We start from the raw sequence: 17,958 nt of genomic DNA on the forward strand, positions 1-17,958 counted from the left end.
GGCCTGATTTGTAAAAACATTTCAAAACCCGGGCAGCGGACGACCTCTGCGCTTGCGGAATACCCGCTATGAGTTATACCGATTAACTCTTTGCGGCCAACCGGATGACTGGTACCTTTTCCGCCCATGACAGATCCCAATTTAGACGCCCTCTTTGCTCCGCTTGATATAGACCACGGTGACGGCGCCGATATGGTGCTCGAGCGTATGGCTCCGCACAACTTTGAAGCGGAAGCAGCCCTTCTTGGCGCGATTCTTAACAACAACGCTGCCTATGAACGTGTGTCTGATATCCTGCGGCCCGAACATTTCGCCGATGGCCGACATGGCCGCATTTTCGAAGCCTGCGGCAAGCAGATCGAACGCGGACAGTTGGCCAATCCGGTCACGCTCAAAGCCTATTTCAAGCAGGACGAAGCCCTTGCCGAGATCGGCGGACCGCAATATCTGGCTGAACTGTCAAACAACCTTGTCTCGGTCATCAATGCCGGTGATTACGGCAAACTGGTTTATGACCTGTATCTGAGGCGTGAGCTGATCGAGCTTGGCGAAGATGTCGTCAATGATGCCTATCAGTATGAACTTGATACTGATGCCACCATCCAGATTGAAAAAGCCGAACAGAAACTATTCTCGCTTGCCACCGCCGGCTCGGCCGAATCGGGCTTTGTTGCCTTTGGCCCGGCGATGGCCAAGGCATATGAAAACATTGACCATGCGTACAAAAATGCCGGTCGCGTTGTCGGTGTTACCACGGGGTTGCGTGATATTGACCGCAAGCTTGGTGGTCTGCACCCATCGGATTTGCTGATCCTTGCCGGTCGTCCATCGATGGGTAAAACGGCCCTGGCAATGAACATTGCCTTTAACGCCGCGATTGCATCCCACCAAAACCGCGCGGCGGGAAGCGATTCAGAAGATGAAATCCGCACCGGTGCCGTTGCCGTCTTCTCGCTTGAGATGGCCGCAGAACAGTTGGCCGCACGTTTGCTGTCTCAGGCTGCTGAAGTATCAGGCGATAACATGCGCCGTGGTGATCTGAACGAACAGGATTTCGAACGACTGTTGCTCGCCACTCAGGAACTTAATACCGTTCCGCTTTATATCGATGATACACCGGCCCTTCCGGTATCGACCCTTCGTACACGTTGCCGCCGTTTGAAACGTCAGCACGGTCTTGCAATGATCGTCGTCGATTACCTGCAACTTCTCGCCCCGCCGACCAACTTCCGTGGCGATGGCCGTGTGCAGGAAGTCTCGGAAATCACCCGAATGCTCAAGGCGATTGCCAAGGAACTCGAAGTTCCGGTTCTTGCCCTGTCGCAGCTTTCGCGTGCGGTTGAACAGCGCGACGATAAACGTCCGCAGCTGTCGGATCTTCGTGAATCCGGCTCGATCGAGCAGGACGCCGACGTTGTGATGTTCATTTACCGTGAACAATATTATCTCGAACGTTCCGAACCCGCCCAGAATCAGGGCGAAGCCACCGATAAATTCGGTGAACGCTATGCCAACTGGCAGGAACGTTTGAACCATGTCTACAACACCGCAGAAGTCATCGTCGCCAAACAGCGTCACGGCCCGGTGGGCAACGTGCGTCTGTATTTTGACGGGAACTACACCAAGTTTGGCGATCTTGATCACACTGAAGAAGATTATGAATAGGGATCGGGCGTAAGCCCATCCGCAAACGGATTCCACGGGGTATTAAGAATGACCGTTCTTCCCGCCGTCGGCCGTGCGGCCGAGTGCGCGGAACTGCAAATCAATCTGAAAGCAGTTGCCGACAATTACAAGACTTTGACCAAACGCTATACCGGCCGCACCTGCGGTGCCGTGGTAAAAGCCGATGCTTATGGTTTGGGTGCGGAAACAATCGTCCCGGTCCTGAAAAAGCAAGGATGCCGTTTGTTCTTTGTCGCGCAGGCCAACGAAGCCGCCGACCTGTTCCCGCTTTTGCGCGGCGGCGGACGGATTGCGGTTCTCAATGGTGTTCTGCCCGGTGACGAAGAATTCTTTATCGAAAATGACGTCATTCCGGTTCTGAACGATCTTGAACAGATCGAACGGTGGTCAAACCTGTGCCGGGAATATGAACGCCCTGCCCCGGCCTTTATTCATCTTGATACCGGCATGAGCCGCCTTGGCCTGACACCACTTGATGTCAGCACCTTGGTCGACCGTTATTCATCGCTTCTGTATGGCTTTGAAAAAGCCGGATACATGACCCACCCGGTCGCCGCTGACGAGGCAGAAAACCCGATCACCAAGCAACAGTACGATCTGTTCATGAAATGGTATCGCCGGTTGCCACCGGCCCCGCGTGGTTTTTGTAATTCATCGGCGATCTTCCGCAACGATGATTACCATCTGGAATTCTGCCGTCCGGGCATTGCGCTTTGGGGCGGCAACCCGACGCCTGAAACCACCAATCCGATGCGCTCGGTCGTTACCCTGAACGCCAAAGTGCTTCAGGTGCGCGAAATTGACGCCGCCCAATCGGTCGGTTACGGCGGATCATGGACCGCCAAACGCAAATCGAAAATCGTAACCCTTGCGGTTGGCTATGCCGATGGCTGGTTACGGTCGCTTTCCAACAGCGGAAAAATGCTGATCAAGGGGCATGAAGTTCCCTATGTCGGGCGCGTGTCGATGGATGCGATCACGGTTGATATCACCGACCTTCCGGGCAAATCGATCAAAGCTGGCGATATGGTCCCGCTTCTTGATGACAAGATGACGGTTGACGATGTTGCATCTGCTGCTGGTACAATTGGTTATGAGATTCTAACTTCTCTTGGACATCGCTACCGGCGGGTCTATACAGAAGGCTGAATTATAAGAACCGGCCATAAATCTAAAGCAGGCCGATAACAGGGGACTTCGAAGTACAGATGCCGATCTTTGCGCCGGTTGGCCATATGTTTTTGACCTTTTTGGCCCTTGTCGGTCGCGTAACTGTGTTTGCTGGTCGTACGATTGGCCACATGGTAACGCCGACAATCTATTTCCGGCTGATTTTCAAACAGATGCGCGAGATTGGTTATTTCTCGCTGCCGGTGGTCGCCATGACCACCCTGTTTGCCGGTATGGTTCTGGCCCTGCAATCCTATTCCGGGTTCTCGCGCTTTTCGGCGGAAAGTGCGGTTGCCACCGTGGTTGTCATTTCTATGACCCGCGAACTGGGTCCGGTTTTGGCCGGTCTGATGGTTGCCGGACGTGTGGGTGCAGCGATTGCTGCTGAAATCGGCACCATGCGTGTGACCGAACAGATTGATGCGCTGGTCACCCTTTCGACCAATCCATTCAAATATCTGGTTGTGCCGCGTGTGGTTGCGGGTGTGATCACCCTGCCCATTCTGGTTCTGATTGGCGATATTATCGGGGTTCTGGGCGGCTATCTTGTCGGGGTCAACAAGCTTGGCTTTAACGAAGGATCCTATATCCGCAATACGTTCCAGTATCTTGAACAGCTTGATGTTGTATCGGGCCTGGTAAAGGCCGCTGTGTTTGGCTTTATCATTACCCTGATGGGCTGCTACCACGGGTATAATTCGCGGGGTGGCGCACAGGGCGTTGGTCAGGCAACCACCAATGCGGTCGTATCAAGTTCCATTCTGATCCTGATTTCGAACTATATCGTCACCGAACTGTTCTTCACGCGATAAGGGTCGGTTGACAACATCATGAGCACTCCCGCCAAGATATCCCTGCGCAATGTTCACAAGGCCTTTGGCCCCAAGAAAGTCCTTCAGGGTGTCGACCTTGATGTCGCACCGGGGGAATCGGTTGCCATCATTGGCGGATCGGGCACGGGCAAATCTGTCACCCTGAAATGCGTGCTGGGTCTTTTATCCCCTGATCAGGGATCGATCACGGTGGACGGCGTTGAAATGATCGGTGCCAATCGGTCTGAGCGCGATGCCATGCTGGCAAAAACCGGCATGCTGTTTCAGGGGGCAGCCCTTTTTGATTCCCTTAGTGTCTGGGAAAATGTTGCCTTTGGCCTGATTGAAGGCCAAGGCATGAAACCACGTCAGGCACGTGATCTTGCGATTGCCAGACTTGCCGATGTTGGCCTTGGTGCTGAAATTGCCAATATGACCCCGTCCTCCCTTTCGGGCGGCATGCAAAAACGTGTCGGTCTTGCCCGCGCAATTGCAACAGAACCGGAAATCCTGTTTTTTGATGAACCGACCACGGGCATTGACCCGATCATGGGCGATGTCATCAACGACCTGATTGTTAAATGCACCCGTGAACTGGGGGCAAGTGCCATGACCATTACCCATGATATGGCAAGTGCACGTAAAATCGCAGACCGTGTTGCCATGCTTTATAAGGGCAAGATCATCTGGGATGGTCCGGTTGCCGATATTGATCAGGCTGATAACCCTTTCTTACAGCAATTCGTTTCTGGTGAAATCGAAGGTCCCCTTGACCTTGACCTTAAACATCTCTGAAATTGTCCTCGTCCCACGCGGCAGATAAACGCTTTGTCTGCCCCCTTCATGACCTGCGGAGCATTCTGTGGCCAAAACCCAAAGCCGATTCACCTGTCAAAACTGCGGTGCGGAATATCGCAAATGGACCGGCCATTGTGATGCGTGCGGCGAATGGAACAGCATCGAAGAACAGCGGGTTGAAACAGGCCCCAAGGCTGCGGGTGGCATTTCCGGCGGGGCAAAGGGCAAGACCATCGATTTTGTCGCACTTGAAGGTGAAAGTGCCAGCCCGCCGCGCATCATAAGCGGCATTGCCGAACTTGATCGCGCCTGTGGTGGCGGCCTTGTTCCGGGCTCTGCCCTTCTGGTTGGCGGTGATCCCGGCATTGGTAAATCCACCATCCTGCTTCAGGCGGTTGGCGCAATGGCTGCCAAGCATAAATGCGCCTATATTTCGGGCGAGGAAGCAATTGATCAGGTCCGCATGCGGGCCGCGCGCTTGGGCCTTAGCAAAACCAAGGTTGATTTTGCTGCTGCGACCAGCCTGCGCGACATCATCACCACACTGGAAGCCAGCAGCCACGAAGTCGTGGTCATTGACTCGATCCAGACCATGTATGCCGACACCCTTGATAGTGCGCCGGGCACCGTGTCACAGGTTCGTGCCTGCGCCCTGGAACTGATCCGTCTGGCAAAGCGCAAAGGCTTTGCCGTGCTGCTGGTGGGTCATGTCACCAAGGAAGGCCAGATTGCCGGGCCGCGTGTTCTGGAACATATGGTCGATACGGTTTTGTATTTCGAAGGCGAACGCGGCCATCAATTCCGCATCCTGCGGGCGGTCAAAAACCGTTTCGGCGCGACCGATGAAATCGGCGTTTTTGAAATGGGGGATGCCGGTCTGGTCGAAGTTCCCAATCCATCGGCATTGTTTTTGGCCGATCGCGACAGCCCGGTCAGTGGCACAGCCGTCTTTGCCGGACTGGAAGGCACCCGCCCGATGCTTGTCGAAATTCAGGCATTGGTCGCCCAATCGGCCCTGGCAACACCGCGCCGTGCGGTTGTCGGCTGGGATTCGGCCCGTATGAACATGATTTTGGCCGTCCTTGATGCCCGTTGTGGCTTGGCGCTTGGCCAGTTCGATGTCTATCTGAACGTGGCTGGTGGCTTGCGGGTTGGCGAACCTGCCGCCGATATGGCGGTTGCCGCCGCGCTGATTTCGGCCGTGGCAGACAAACCGGTTCCAAATGAAACCGTAATTGTCGGTGAAATTGGCCTTTCGGGCGAAGTACGCCCGGTCGGGCAACTCGAATCGCGTTTGAAAGAGGCCACCAAACTTGGCTTTGGCAATGCCTACACCCCGAAAAACGGCATGCAGACCAAGAAAAAGGTATCGATCAAGGGCCTTAATCAGACCGAAATCGGCCATCTTCAGGATTTGGTAAACCTCTTCGGCGACGATGTGCGCGACAAAGTGCGTCCGCGCGAAGGCATGTATTAAGCGCCCCCTTTGCGGCCCAGCACATATCAATGCCCAGGCTTCCAAGCTTACTGACAAGGTTTACGAACAAATGGATTTCTCCGCCCTTCCCGATCTTGGCGCACGTGATGTGTTTGATCTGATTGTCGTCGGCATTGTGCTGGTATCGGGTTTGTTTGCCTTTTTCCGCGGATTCATCCACGAAATCCTGTCGATGATGGGCTGGCTTGGGGCGGGGCTGTGTGCGCTTTATGGCTATCCGGTTGCACGTCCCTATGTCCGCGATTTGATCCCGTCTGAATTGATTGCCGATCTGGCGACCGGGGTTGGTCTTTTCCTGATTTCGTTTTTGATTTTCTCGTTCATCAGTGGCCGGATTGGCCGCGCGGTTCAGAACTCCGGACTTGATAGTCTTGATAGTACGCTTGGCTTTGTGTTTGGTCTTTTGCGTGGTGGCTTGATCGTCTGTATCGGCTTTCTTGCCCTGTCGTGGCTTCTGCCGGCAGATTCGCAACCCGACTGGGTCCGCGATGCCCGCACCCGTCCGGTTTTGGAAGAAGGCGCGTTCCTCATTATGCGCATGGCTCCTGACGAAATATTCGATACCACAGCCGAAGAACTGGCGCGTGCTCAGCGTAACGCCGATGCGAACGAGCAAACCTACCGTCAACTTCTTGGCCCGGAGCCAAAAGGGACTGGACCCAAGCCCCTAAACGGGTATACAAGGCCCTCGCGCGATGATTTGGATCGCCTGATTGAGGCGACCACTAACGAGTGAGGCGTGTTGGTTTCGCAAGAATTTGCGTTATCCGTACGCCACCGGCGAGAGAGCGGAACCCACTCATGCTGACGACCAATCCATTTGATGACGACAAGCTACGTGAAGAATGTGGCGTCTTTGGCGTCTTTGGCTCCCCCGATGCTACAGCACTGACGGCTCTTGGCCTTCATGCATTGCAACATCGTGGACAGGAAGCCGCAGGCATTGTTTCCTATGACGGAGAAGATTTCCCCGCCCACCGGGCCTCTGGTCAGGTTGGTGATATCTTTGGTTCAGAGGATGTAATCAAAAGCCTGCCGGGCAACCGTTCCGTTGGGCATGTGCGCTATTCAACGGCTGGCGGCAAAGGCCTTCGAAACGTTCAACCGCTGTTCGCCGATTTTGAATTTGGCGGCTTGGCGATTGCCCATAACGGCAACCTGACCAACTCGCTTGCTGTGCGCGAACGTCTGGTCAAGCGTGGATCGATCTTCCAGTCGACCTCGGATACCGAAACCTTCATCCACCTGATCGCCACCAGCCTGTATGAAAAGATCGTCGATCGTCTGATTGATGCGGTCCGTCAGGTTGAAGGGGCTTATTCTCTGGTTGTGATGACTCAGAAGAAACTGATCGGTGTGCGTGATCCGCTTGGTGTCCGCCCGTTGGTTCTGGGCAAGCTTAATGATGCCTATATCCTGTCATCGGAAACGGTCGGCCTTGATATCGTTGGCGCGGAATTCATCCGCGACATCGAACCGGGCGAGATTGTTGAAATCACCGATAGCGGATTGCGCTCGATCAAGCCGTTCAAACCGCAAAAATCACGTTTCTGCATTTTCGAACATGTCTATTTCGCCCGCCCCGACAGCATTGTCGAAGGCACAAGCGTTTATGACGTGCGCAAACATATCGGCCGTGAACTGGCCCGTGAATCAGCTGTCGATGCCGACGTTGTCGTGCCGATTCCTGATTCCGGTGTGCCATCCGCCCTTGGTTACGCAGAAGAAAGCGGCATTCCGTTTGAACTTGGCATCATCCGCAATCATTATGTTGGCCGTACGTTTATCGAACCGACCGATCAGATCCGCCACCTTGGCGTGAAGCTGAAACATAACGCCAACCCCGGCAAGCTTAAGGGAAAACGCGTTATTCTGGTCGATGACTCGATTGTACGTGGCACCACCTCGACCAAGATTGTCGATCTGGTCCGTCAGGCCGGTGCTGCCGAAGTTCACATGCGCATTACAAGCCCGCCGACCATGAACCCGTGCTTCTATGGTGTTGATACCCCGTCAAAAGACAAATTGATGGCGGCCAATCACGATATTGAAAGCATGGCGAAACTTATTGGTGTCGACAGTCTTGCATTTGTGACGATTGATGGCCTGTATCGTGCAACCGGCCTTCCGGGCCGTGACAATGAAAGCCCGGCTTTCTGCGATGCATGCTTTACCGGTGATTATCCGATCTATCTGACCGATCACAATGCGGAAAACAAAAACCGCAAGCTGAGTCAGTTGGTCGAAAGGCAGTCTGCATGACCAATACCAATCGGCTTGAAGGACGCGTTGCACTGGTAACGGGTGCGTCGCACGGGATCGGCTATGCCATTGCAAAACGCTATGCCGCCGAAGGCGCGCACGTGATTGCCATTGGCAGAAATGTTGGCGCGCTTGAAGAACTCAGTGACGAGATCACGGAAAAGGGTGGCAAGATCACCTTGCTTCCGCTTGATCTGACGATGTTTGACAAGATCGATGCCATCGGCCCGACGATTTATGAGCGCTTTGGCAAACTTGATATCGTTGTTGGCAATGCCGCCCTTTTGGGTGAAATTGCCCCGGTCGGTCATATCGACAGTCAAATTTTCCAGAATACCTTTGCCACCAACGTCACGGCAAACTTCCACCTGATCCGCACCACGGACAAGCTTTTGCAGCTTTCTGATGCCGGTCGGGCGATTTTCGTGACATCGAATGCCTCGGCAAAGGGTCGCGCCTTCTGGGGGCTTTATGCGTCCACCAAGGCCGCACTGGAAAGCCTTGTGCTGTCCTATGCCCAGGAAGTCGAAGAACGGTCCATGCGCGTCAATCTGGTCAATCCGGGACGTATCCGCACCAAAATGCGGGCAGAAGCCTATCCTGGTGAAGATCCGCAATCCCTGGCGACACCTGAAAGCATCATGGATGTGTTTGTCGATCTGGCCGCAGCTGATTGCACCAAACATGGCGAAATTGTAAACGCGTATTAGCATCACATCTTCGTACACCGAACATCAAAGGGCCTTTCATAGGCCCTTTTTCGTGTTCAAAATGCCCCGTACGCATCAATCAGAAAACAAATTTTCTATGAATGACACCAATGCATTGCCATTCGTAGGTAAGGCCCGATAGCATAGCCTGATAAACCACGACCCACCCGCATCGGAGCAGGGCACAAAATGAGATCGGCCTTTTACAAACAAGCTTGCCGCCCGCTGGGCGCATTTGCCATTGCAGTAACGCTTTGCACGTTCGCAGCTCTTACAAGCGTTCCTGAAGCATTTGCAGACGAGACTGGGGCATCTGAAATTACATTACCCAAAATGGATGCTGATGCCGGTAAAAGCCTGTTTGCAGACCGCGGCTGCGTTGTCTGTCATTCCATCAACAATGTGGGTGGAGACACCGGACCAAGTCTGGATGCCTCAAACCTTAATCAATCGCGAGATCCGTTTGAGTTCTTTGCCCGGATGTGGCGCGGAGCAGAGCCAATGCTTCATCTCCAACAAGCTGACCTTGGATATCAGATTGATTTCTCCGGACAGGATCTGGCCGATATATTCGCTTTTGTCCAAGATGGAACGATGCAGGAAGGCTTTACCGAAGCCGACCTTCCCGATCATATCCGCGAGATCATTGATAACGGCCCATCTATTCCACAGGAATAGGGTTCGACAGGAACTTTTTTCAAAACCGGCTTCTTCAGAATACACATTTCAAAGCTGACTGTTTTTTGGTTCACACCGCCTCGCTGCCTTGCGCACTAATTATTACTTGGCGTGGACGTCGCCAGTTTGTTCTTGTGCATGTCAGAACATACAACCACCTTGTTCCGGCCTTTTCATGTCAGATCGACACGTTCTATACAAAAATCAAGAAACGCCCGAACACGGGCCGGCATATGTCCGCCCTGCCCGATATAGACGGCATGTATTTCAACACACGGGCCGGGATTAAACTGGTCAAGAAGGACTTTTAACCTGCCCTCTTCGACATCTTTTCGGATATGGAACTCAGCAAGTCGGACAGTTCCACCGCCCGCCAAGGCAACCTTGCGCGCACTTTCCGCATCACCAACGCAAACCTTGCCACCGGGCATGACGGATTTTCTTTCTCCATCAACGATGAACGGCCATTCACTCATCGCGCGCGGGAAATTATATCCAACCAGAATGTGGTCTGTAAGGTCGCCGATTTCCTTGGGCACCCCATATCGCGTCAGATAATCCGGTGCAGCGGCAATCACCATTCTGCACTCGCCCAGTTTTCGCGCGATCAATCCAGATGATTGTAAAGGGCCGCTTCGAATAGCGATATCTGCCCGTTCTTCATACAGGTCAACGACCTTGTCACTTACGGTGATATCAAGATCGACATCCGGGTAATGTTGCTGAAATTCCGGGACAAGTGGCAAGATGCGGTGCAATCCAACTGGCATATTCACACTAACGCGCAACTTTCCCTTGGGACGCACCACGCTGGATGCCTCGTCATCGGCCTCGTTGATATCGGCCAAGATGCGAACGGACCGATCATAGTAACGTTGCCCTTCTTCCGTCAGGCGCAGCTTGCGTGTCGATCGACTGAACAACCGTGCGGATAACCTTCCTTCCAGACGACCGACAAGTTTGCTGACCGCGGATGGCGTCATGCCGAAATCTTTTGCCGCTGCGGAAAAACCACCGCGTTCGACGACACGCACAAAGACTTCCATTTCGCCGGATCGATTTGTGTCTAGCCGCCCCATGATGAATTCAACTCACAAATAATGTTCCTCGGTTACCTCTAGTTGAAAATAGATCTTCTGTCCATATTCGGGCTCACCACATTTTTCGATAAAGACAGGAGATCGAAATGGAATACAGACAGCTTGGCCGGTCCGGTTTGCGCGTTCCGGCATTGTCACTTGGTGCTGGAACCTTTGGCGGTCAGGGCCCACTTTTTTCCAACTGGGGAACGGTTGATGAAGCCGGGGCCCGCAGAATGGTTGATATCAGTCTGGAACACGGCGTGAACCTTTTTGACAGCGCAGATGTCTATTCCAATGGCGCATCCGAAACGGTTCTTGGCAGTGCGATCAAAGGCAAACGGGACAAAGTCCTGATTTCAACCAAACTTGGCCTGCCAATGGGCGATCATGCCAACGAATATGGCACATCACGTGATCGCTTGATCACGGCAACAGATACCGCCCTTAAACGCATTGGTACCGATTATATTGACCTGCTGCAACTTCATGCCTTTGACGCATCAACCCCGCCAGAAGAAGTCATGGCAACGCTTGATGACCTGATACGTGCTGGAAAGATACGCTATATTGGCGTTTCAAATTTCGCCAGCTGGCAAATTATGAAGTCTTTGTCTGTTGCCGATCAGCATGGATATTCCCGCTATGTCGCCCATCAGGTTTACTATTCGCTTATCGGTCGGGATTACGAGTGGGATCTGATGCCATTCGCCGAGGATCAAGGTCTTGGGGCTTTGGTCTGGAGCCCATTGGGTTGGGGTCGACTAACCGGGAAAATCCGGCGCAATTCACCAATCCCCGATGGCAGTCGCCTGCATGAAACAGCGCAGTTCGGTCCGCCGGTTGAGGATGAAATGCTGTATGACATCGTCGATGTGCTTAATGAAATCGCATTGGAAACCGGCAAAACCGTTCCGCAAATCGCCATCAACTGGCTTTTGACCCGCGCAACCGTTTCATCGGTCATCATCGGTGCCCGCAATGAAGGCCAACTTATTTCCAATCTTGGTGCCGTGGGCTGGTCACTTGAACAAGACCAAATCGACCGTCTTGACCGGGTCAGCAAACGCATGCCGCCCTATCCTCATTACCCCTATTACATTCAGGAAGGTTTTTCCCGGCTTAATCCCCCACGCTACCCTTGATAGCTCAAGGGTCAGCAAGGCTTCACAGATCTCACAGAAACCGCCCCCGTTCCCGGTGGGCGGTTTTGGGTTACAGACGAATCAGAATTCTGAAATCAGCAACATGCAAAGTGCGCTAACCATCTAAAACCTGAAGTTTTTTACCAAGCGGTTTCAGTGCCAGCTTACCCAATGTGACTTGGCGTTGACGCCTCAAGTTCATCCTTGGGGATGTCGGAATATACGACCAACTTGTTCCGGCCGGTTGCTTTGGCGTGATAAAGCGCCTTATCGGCACATTCAACCAATGTCATCGAGCTTTGAATTTCTTCGTCAAGGAATGCGACACCGACACTGCATGTTACGGAAATTGACTTGCCTTCAAATTGGAAAGGCAGGGCTTGAATTTCTTCCCGGATGCGCTCCAGAAGCAGAACGACACCTTGATGTTCAGCTTCCGGGATGACAATACAAAACTCTTCCCCGCCAACTCGACCGAAAAGATCAGACGACCTCAAGGCATTCTGAACACAAAAAGCAAGGCCAATAAGAACTTCATCACCCGTAGCATGCCCAAGCGTGTCGTTGATTTTCTTAAAATGATCAATATCAAGAATCGCAACACCCAATTGACCATTATAACGCCGTGAACGTGCGAATTCTTCATCAAGGCGTTCTGTCACATATCGACGGTTATGTACGCCAGTGAGCGGGTCGCGAACAGACAGCTCCATAAGTTGTTGATTAACTTCGTCCAGTTCACGGGTGCGCTCAGACACCTTTTCCTGCAAGTTCGCGCGCAGGTCCTGAAGCGAGATAGCCATATTAGCGAATGACGACCCCAGATCCTTGGCCTCACGCCAACCGGCATCAATCGGCTCCACATCAAAGTCACCATCAATCACCCTGAGTGTGGATCGACGAAGCTGTTCGACCGGTCGTGCAATTACCCCGGACAGCCAGATCGCAGCAATAATTGCGAGGACCAGAATCCCGATACCGATCAGTTCCAAAACCCGATTGGCTGCGCTAATAATCGATGCAATCTCCGACTCATTGATTTTGGCAACCAGTCCCCAATCCATTGACGGCAGGTAGCGGGTTGATGCCATGACCGGTATCCCTTGATAGTCGGGTGCTTCATCCATCAGAATCTCATTGCCGAGCATCGCCTGAGTAATCGGAACATCAAGGCGATCCTTGGGTACCCGGCGCACGAACGATGCCGTTGGGTCATATCTCAACGGCACGGCAAACAGCGCATGTCCTTCTGCGTCGCGCACAGCAAACAGCCATTCACCAGTTTCGCCGAGGCCGGTCCTGTCCTCGACCAGATCAAGTATGAAATCTGCGTCGAAATCAACCACCATGAAACCAAGTATGACTCCCGCACGCATGATACGCGTGATGCTGCGCATGATCAGTTCCTGAGAATGCACCAGAAAAATCGCGCGTTCCTTATCAAGAAACAATTTGGGATCAAACGATGTCGCGCGCTGATTGACAGATGCCAAAAACTGCCCGTTCGGCGCAAACAGCGTGACATCAATGATGTTGTCCATCTGATGTTCTGCTTCACGCAGGCTTGCTTCCATCTGATCATAGAGCTCGTAGGCACGTGTGCGCGCAAAATCAACGAGATGCCGACGCACGGCCTCGTTATTGGCCAAGAGTGTCGCATTATCATCAATGTGATCAACAGTGGCCAAAAGACGCTGTTTTGCCAGTTCGGAAATGGCATCAAGATTGGAAGCGATCTGCTTGCGATACTGCGCGGAGCTATGACTGTGCAGTGTCCAGATACTCAGGATCAACGGCAATGCCGAAAGCACGAGAAAACAGATCAACAAAACGTGTTTTAGTCGCATCAGCCCCGCCCGTTTTGGTTATCGATGACATCGCCACATTGGATACGCCTGAAAGTAAAGGCCTGCGTACAAGCTTTCACTACCATTAAACATATACATTCCTCACTCAAATCCCATTCTTTAGTATAGTCACCTACACCATAAAATAAAAACCGCCCTGCGACAACAGGGCGGTTCTAAATTGGTTCGCTACCAAGCTATTGAAACTAGCGTTTCTTTTTCTTGTTCGCAAACGGGTTGTCGCTGCTGCGCAGATTGATCCGGATCGGAACGCCCGGCATATCGAAATCTTCGCGCAAACCATTGATCAGGTAACGCGTATAGCTTTCTGGAAGCTCTGCTGCCTTGGAACAGTTGATAAAGAAGCTTGGCGGACGTGCCTTTGCCTGTGTCATATAGCGCAGGCGAATACGGCGCCCGGAAATGACCGGTGGCAAGTGGCGTTCGCTAACAATTTCAAGCCAACGGTTAAGCTTCGATGTTGAAATACGACGGCTCCAGATATCGTGGATATCAAGAACAGTCGGCATCAGACGTTCAGTCCCACGCCCGGTCAGTGCCGAGAAAGTCAGAACCGGAATGCCTTTGGCCTGGGCAAAGGATGTATCAAGCTTGTCCCGAAGGGCCTGCATGACACCAGCCTTGTCCGTGATCGTGTCCCACTTGTTCACTGCAATGATCAAGGCGCGGCCTTCTTCAAGCACCATACGGGCAATCGTCAGGTCCTGCTTGTCCATCGTGTTGGTCGCATCAAGCATCAACACAACGACCTGTGCATAACGGATCACGCGCAGCGTATCAGCAACCGAAAGCCGTTCAACACGGTCATCGATCTTTTTCTTACGGCGCATACCGGCTGTATCAACCAAACGGAACGGACGGCCTTCATAGGACCAGTCAACGGCGATTGAATCGCGGGTCAACCCGGCCTGCGGCCCCGTCATCACGCGGTTTTCACCCAAAAGCTGATTAAGCAATGTTGATTTACCGGCATTCGGGCGGCCAACGATTGCCAACTGGATTTTTGAATTATCCCGCGGACCTTCGTCGATCAACTCGCCGTCTTCGTCTTCATCATCTTCGTTGAATTCGATTTCAAACGATGGGAAGGCCTCGCCACCATAATCGGCAAAGTCATCATCCTCGATCTGGTCATCCGCATCATCTGCGTCCAAACCAGCCGCTTCATTTGCTTCTTCACGGGCATGCTGTTTGGCAACACGAATGCGGTCTTTCCATTCTTTCCAATGCGGTTCGAGCATGTCGTAAAGCAGCTCGATCCCAAGACCATGCTCAGCCGAAATCGGGGCAACATCACCAAGTCCAAGTCCATAGGCCTCATACAGGCCCGGGTCCTGTGCAATGCCTTCATGCTTGTTGGCAATGACATAGACCGGCTTGTGGCGTTTGCGCAGCCAATCGGCAAAGTGATTGTCAAGCGGGGTCAAACCCGCACGGGCATCAATCAGGAACAGCGCAATATCGCATTCCTCAAACGCCATTTCACTTTGCTGGCGCATCATGCCTTCGACGGAATTATCAAATACTTCTTCCAGACCGGCGGTATCGATAATATCGAACGACATATCACCAAGCCGCGCCTTGCCATAACGGCGGTCGCGGGTGACACCGGGCTGGTCATCAACCAGGGCCAGCTTTTTGCCGACCAGACGGTTAAACAAGGTCGACTTCCCAACGTTGGGGCGACCGATAATAGCTACTTTTAGCGACATCTGACTTTCAGACTCTCGTTATAAACGGCGATATGCGCCGGAGGCATCAAAGCCCACGGCGCACCGCAAATCTTGCAAGGAACCCTTGCGGAAAACTTCTATTACTGATCAGCGATATGCAATTAGATCGGCATCCGCAGTCAGGAAGTAAAGACTGTCACCTGCAACAGATGGCGGCAGGGTAATTGGCCCGGACAATTCGTCCTTGCCAAGAATGTCACCGCTATAAGGGGAAACAGTCATTACTTCGCCCTGCTCGTTACCAACGATCAACCTGTCACCAACCAGAACCGGACCTGTCCAAACAATCGGCTCATCCTGGTCTTCGGGATCGACAAAACGTGGCAGAACTGTCACCCATTTAACCTGTCCGGTCTTCCGACGCAAGGCAATCAGATCATTTGTGTTAGTAAGAACGTAAATATAATCGCCTGCAACCCATGGCGACTGGATACCACCGGCTTCAAGTTCCCAGACCCGATAGCCTGTCCGAAGGTCAATCGCAACGGTCAAACCGGAGTTACTGGTCGCAAACACCAGATCATTGTCAATCACCGGCAAACCCCGAATATCGGCAATTGCAGAAACCGCATCTGTGCGCCCGGCACCGGCCAGCGCATCGGACCAGATCACCTGCCCGTTCTCGACACGCAGCGCATACATCTCACCCGTTGAATAGGCCGAAATCACCACACCTTGGTCAACAGCCGGGCTGGCGCCGCCGATAAATGACGCCCCCTCGGATGCACCGCGATGGTTCCAAAGGTTTTCACCGGTCAAGGCATTGAGCGCAATCGTCTGGTTATCAATCGTGATGGCAAAAATACGCCCGCCGCGCACAGTTGGCGCCGAACGCATCGGCGCACTGACCTGTTCACGCCACAGGATGGTTGCACTTGGCGCGTCAATCGCAATGATTTCGGCAAAACCGGTCGTCGCGTAAATGATCCCGCCTTCATAGGCCAGACCACCACCAAGCAAGGTGCTGTCCTCTTCATCTTCCGGGGCAAGTTCAAGCGACCAGATTTCTTTGCCTGAACCTGCAGCAAATGCGCGAACTTCGGCACTTGCATCAATGGTAAAGATCACACCACGGGCAACGATCGCCTGATTAAGCAAAAGATTGTCATCCATCGACCCTTCGCCGCTATCGACCGACCAATCCTGCTCAAGGACATCACTTGCCAACGCAACATGGTGCAATGCGTGGTTCGGGAAGCCGCCATTCTGCGGCCAATCGACCATCGGTTCTGGTTCTGGCAGAATGACACGCTGATCAGATAATTCGACGTCAGGCTGTACCGTACTTTGCAACGCCAGAACGGAGATACGTTCACCCGGTAGTGGTGGATCTTCGGCTTGGCCCAGCCAACTGGAACACCCTGCCAAAAGGCCAGTCAGCCCCATAACGCACAGAAGTGACTTAATACCGCGTGTGGTCAAAACCATATCCCCTAATTCAAGCTCACGTCCTGTTGGTCAGATCATTGTCTGGCCAACCTTTGCCTAGATCTGGTCAGGCACCAACGGCCTTGAGAATTTCACTTGCACGTGCCCGCATGCCAGACGGCGCGTCACCATCATCGGCAATATCGGTCAGAAGCGGTTTGGCCGCTGCAACATCACCGGCAGCAACATGAAGCAACGCAATCATTTCACGTGCCGAGTAATACCAGGCATTTTCCGGAACCGCGATCGGCTCCAACTGCGCGATCAGGTCTTTGGCATTGCTTTGTGTCGCACTGTTCATGGCGATCTGGACAACAGCAAGATCACGATAAACCTGATCAATGTCGTCGTTCGCAGCAACGGCTTCAAGTTCGCTTACCGCAGACGGGGTTGCCCCGGCGCGCAGGTAAATCGCAGCTTTCTGGAAATGGCCCATGGCGACAAAACCGGCATTGCCATCGGCAATGATCGCATCAAGTGCCTCAAGTGCGGCTTCCTGTTTGTCTTCACCTGCCTGGGCAAGTTCGACGGCATTGGCAAAGCGCGTACCGTTTTCGATGCTGGTGGTCTGCTCGTAAGTTTTCAGGCCTTCACGACCTGCAACACCCAGCACGATAACAGCTGCGGTACCGATTACGTATTTCCCGTATTTGCGCCACAGTTCTTCACTGCGTTCACGCTTAAGGTCTTCTTCGACTTCCTGGAAAATATCAACCACGAAAACGGCTCCAATCCGGTCACAATAAAGCGGGCAACTTGCCCGCTTATCTGAAAATAAATCTGGCAAGGATTTAACGCGCCAGCACGCACAGGGTCAAGTCTGCTCGACACCAATCACAGCTTTCAGGCGATTATTTTACCCGATTACCGGATTCCACCCATATCAAACCGCTTTTCGCGCCAATTTCATCGTCAAACAAAACCAGAGTTTTGGGCAAATTACGGCATTTCTTCGCAAAAGGGAAAGAATTGCCTGCCCGTCTTTGCCGTTACATGCCGGTTTAAACCGCTTGGAAAGGATTGGCGTACATTATCAAGGATAAATCTCAAGGCGAAAGCACGCCCATCAGATGTATATTCGATCCAACAGA

General features: G+C 52.9%; 15 protein-coding genes. 10 read left to right on the top strand and 5 right to left on the bottom strand.

What is annotated here, in order from left to right; translation table 11 throughout:
* Window positions 1-126 precede the first annotated feature (126 nt).
* From ACQ0MK_RS09865 to ACQ0MK_RS09905, 9 genes are all read left to right on the top strand, one after another.
* Complete coding sequence (locus tag ACQ0MK_RS09865; RefSeq protein WP_350042207.1) at window positions 127-1,665, top strand: replicative DNA helicase; 1,539 nt, start codon at window positions 127-129, stop codon at window positions 1,663-1,665.
* A gap of 48 nt (window positions 1,666-1,713) precedes the next feature.
* On the top strand, window positions 1,714-2,835 hold the full coding sequence (gene alr / locus ACQ0MK_RS09870) for an alanine racemase (protein WP_430475859.1): 1,122 nt from the start codon (window positions 1,714-1,716) through the stop codon (window positions 2,833-2,835).
* 59 nt (window positions 2,836-2,894) lie between these two features.
* Window positions 2,895-3,668, top strand: coding sequence for an MlaE family ABC transporter permease (locus tag ACQ0MK_RS09875; protein WP_350045477.1), 774 nt, complete (start codon window positions 2,895-2,897; stop codon window positions 3,666-3,668).
* Window positions 3,669-3,686: 18 nt separating this feature from the next.
* A complete protein-coding gene (locus ACQ0MK_RS09880; protein WP_430475860.1) occupies window positions 3,687-4,463 on the top strand; it encodes an ABC transporter ATP-binding protein in 777 nt (258 codons plus the stop codon).
* A 67-nt stretch (window positions 4,464-4,530) separates the two neighbouring features.
* Complete coding sequence (gene radA, locus ACQ0MK_RS09885) at window positions 4,531-5,943, top strand: DNA repair protein RadA (protein WP_350045475.1); 1,413 nt, start codon at window positions 4,531-4,533, stop codon at window positions 5,941-5,943.
* 70 nt (window positions 5,944-6,013) lie between these two features.
* Complete coding sequence (locus tag ACQ0MK_RS09890; protein ID WP_430475861.1) at window positions 6,014-6,700, top strand: CvpA family protein; 687 nt, start codon at window positions 6,014-6,016, stop codon at window positions 6,698-6,700.
* Between the two features lie 65 nt (window positions 6,701-6,765).
* Complete coding sequence (purF, locus tag ACQ0MK_RS09895) at window positions 6,766-8,226, top strand: amidophosphoribosyltransferase (protein ID WP_430475862.1); 1,461 nt, start codon at window positions 6,766-6,768, stop codon at window positions 8,224-8,226.
* Window positions 8,223-8,936 carry an SDR family NAD(P)-dependent oxidoreductase gene (locus ACQ0MK_RS09900; RefSeq protein WP_430475863.1) on the top strand — a complete coding sequence of 238 codons (714 nt, stop codon included), beginning with the start codon at window positions 8,223-8,225 and terminating at the stop codon, window positions 8,934-8,936. The genes purF and ACQ0MK_RS09900 overlap by 4 nt, the downstream gene beginning before the upstream one ends.
* 189 nt (window positions 8,937-9,125) lie before the next feature.
* The gene (locus ACQ0MK_RS09905; RefSeq protein WP_430475864.1) at window positions 9,126-9,614 is read left to right on the top strand and encodes a c-type cytochrome; all 489 of its coding nucleotides are present in this window, start codon (window positions 9,126-9,128) and stop codon (window positions 9,612-9,614) included.
* A 173-nt stretch (window positions 9,615-9,787) separates the two neighbouring features.
* On the opposite strand, the gene ACQ0MK_RS09910 is transcribed toward ACQ0MK_RS09905, so the two are convergent.
* A complete protein-coding gene (locus tag ACQ0MK_RS09910) occupies window positions 9,788-10,693 on the bottom strand; it encodes a LysR substrate-binding domain-containing protein (protein ID WP_430475865.1) in 906 nt (301 codons plus the stop codon).
* Window positions 10,694-10,800: 107 nt separating this feature from the next.
* On the opposite strand from ACQ0MK_RS09910, the gene ACQ0MK_RS09915 reads away from it, so the two are divergent.
* Window positions 10,801-11,838 (top strand): aldo/keto reductase, encoded by a 1,038-nt coding sequence (locus ACQ0MK_RS09915; protein ID WP_430475866.1) that lies wholly within the window; start codon window positions 10,801-10,803, stop codon window positions 11,836-11,838.
* Window positions 11,839-12,002: 164 nt separating this feature from the next.
* Here ACQ0MK_RS09915 and ACQ0MK_RS09920 read toward each other — a convergent pair whose 3' ends face one another.
* The 4 genes from ACQ0MK_RS09920 to ACQ0MK_RS09935 form a co-directional block, all read right to left on the bottom strand.
* On the bottom strand, window positions 12,003-13,685 hold the full coding sequence (locus ACQ0MK_RS09920; RefSeq protein ID WP_430475867.1) for a sensor domain-containing diguanylate cyclase: 1,683 nt from the start codon (window positions 13,683-13,685) through the stop codon (window positions 12,003-12,005).
* 206 nt (window positions 13,686-13,891) lie between these two features.
* Window positions 13,892-15,418, bottom strand: a complete 1,527-nt coding sequence (gene der / locus ACQ0MK_RS09925) for a ribosome biogenesis GTPase Der (RefSeq protein WP_430475868.1) — start codon at window positions 15,416-15,418, stop codon at window positions 13,892-13,894.
* A 108-nt stretch (window positions 15,419-15,526) separates the two neighbouring features.
* Window positions 15,527-16,867 (bottom strand): PQQ-binding-like beta-propeller repeat protein, encoded by a 1,341-nt coding sequence (locus tag ACQ0MK_RS09930; RefSeq protein WP_430475869.1) that lies wholly within the window; start codon window positions 16,865-16,867, stop codon window positions 15,527-15,529.
* 67 nt (window positions 16,868-16,934) lie between these two features.
* Complete coding sequence (locus tag ACQ0MK_RS09935) at window positions 16,935-17,585, bottom strand: tetratricopeptide repeat protein (protein WP_350161866.1); 651 nt, start codon at window positions 17,583-17,585, stop codon at window positions 16,935-16,937.
* Between the last annotated feature and the right edge of the window lie 373 nt (window positions 17,586-17,958).

The organism is Thalassospira lucentensis (assembly GCF_050516545.1).
Taxonomy (GTDB): Bacteria; Pseudomonadota; Alphaproteobacteria; order Rhodospirillales; family Thalassospiraceae; genus Thalassospira; species Thalassospira lucentensis_C.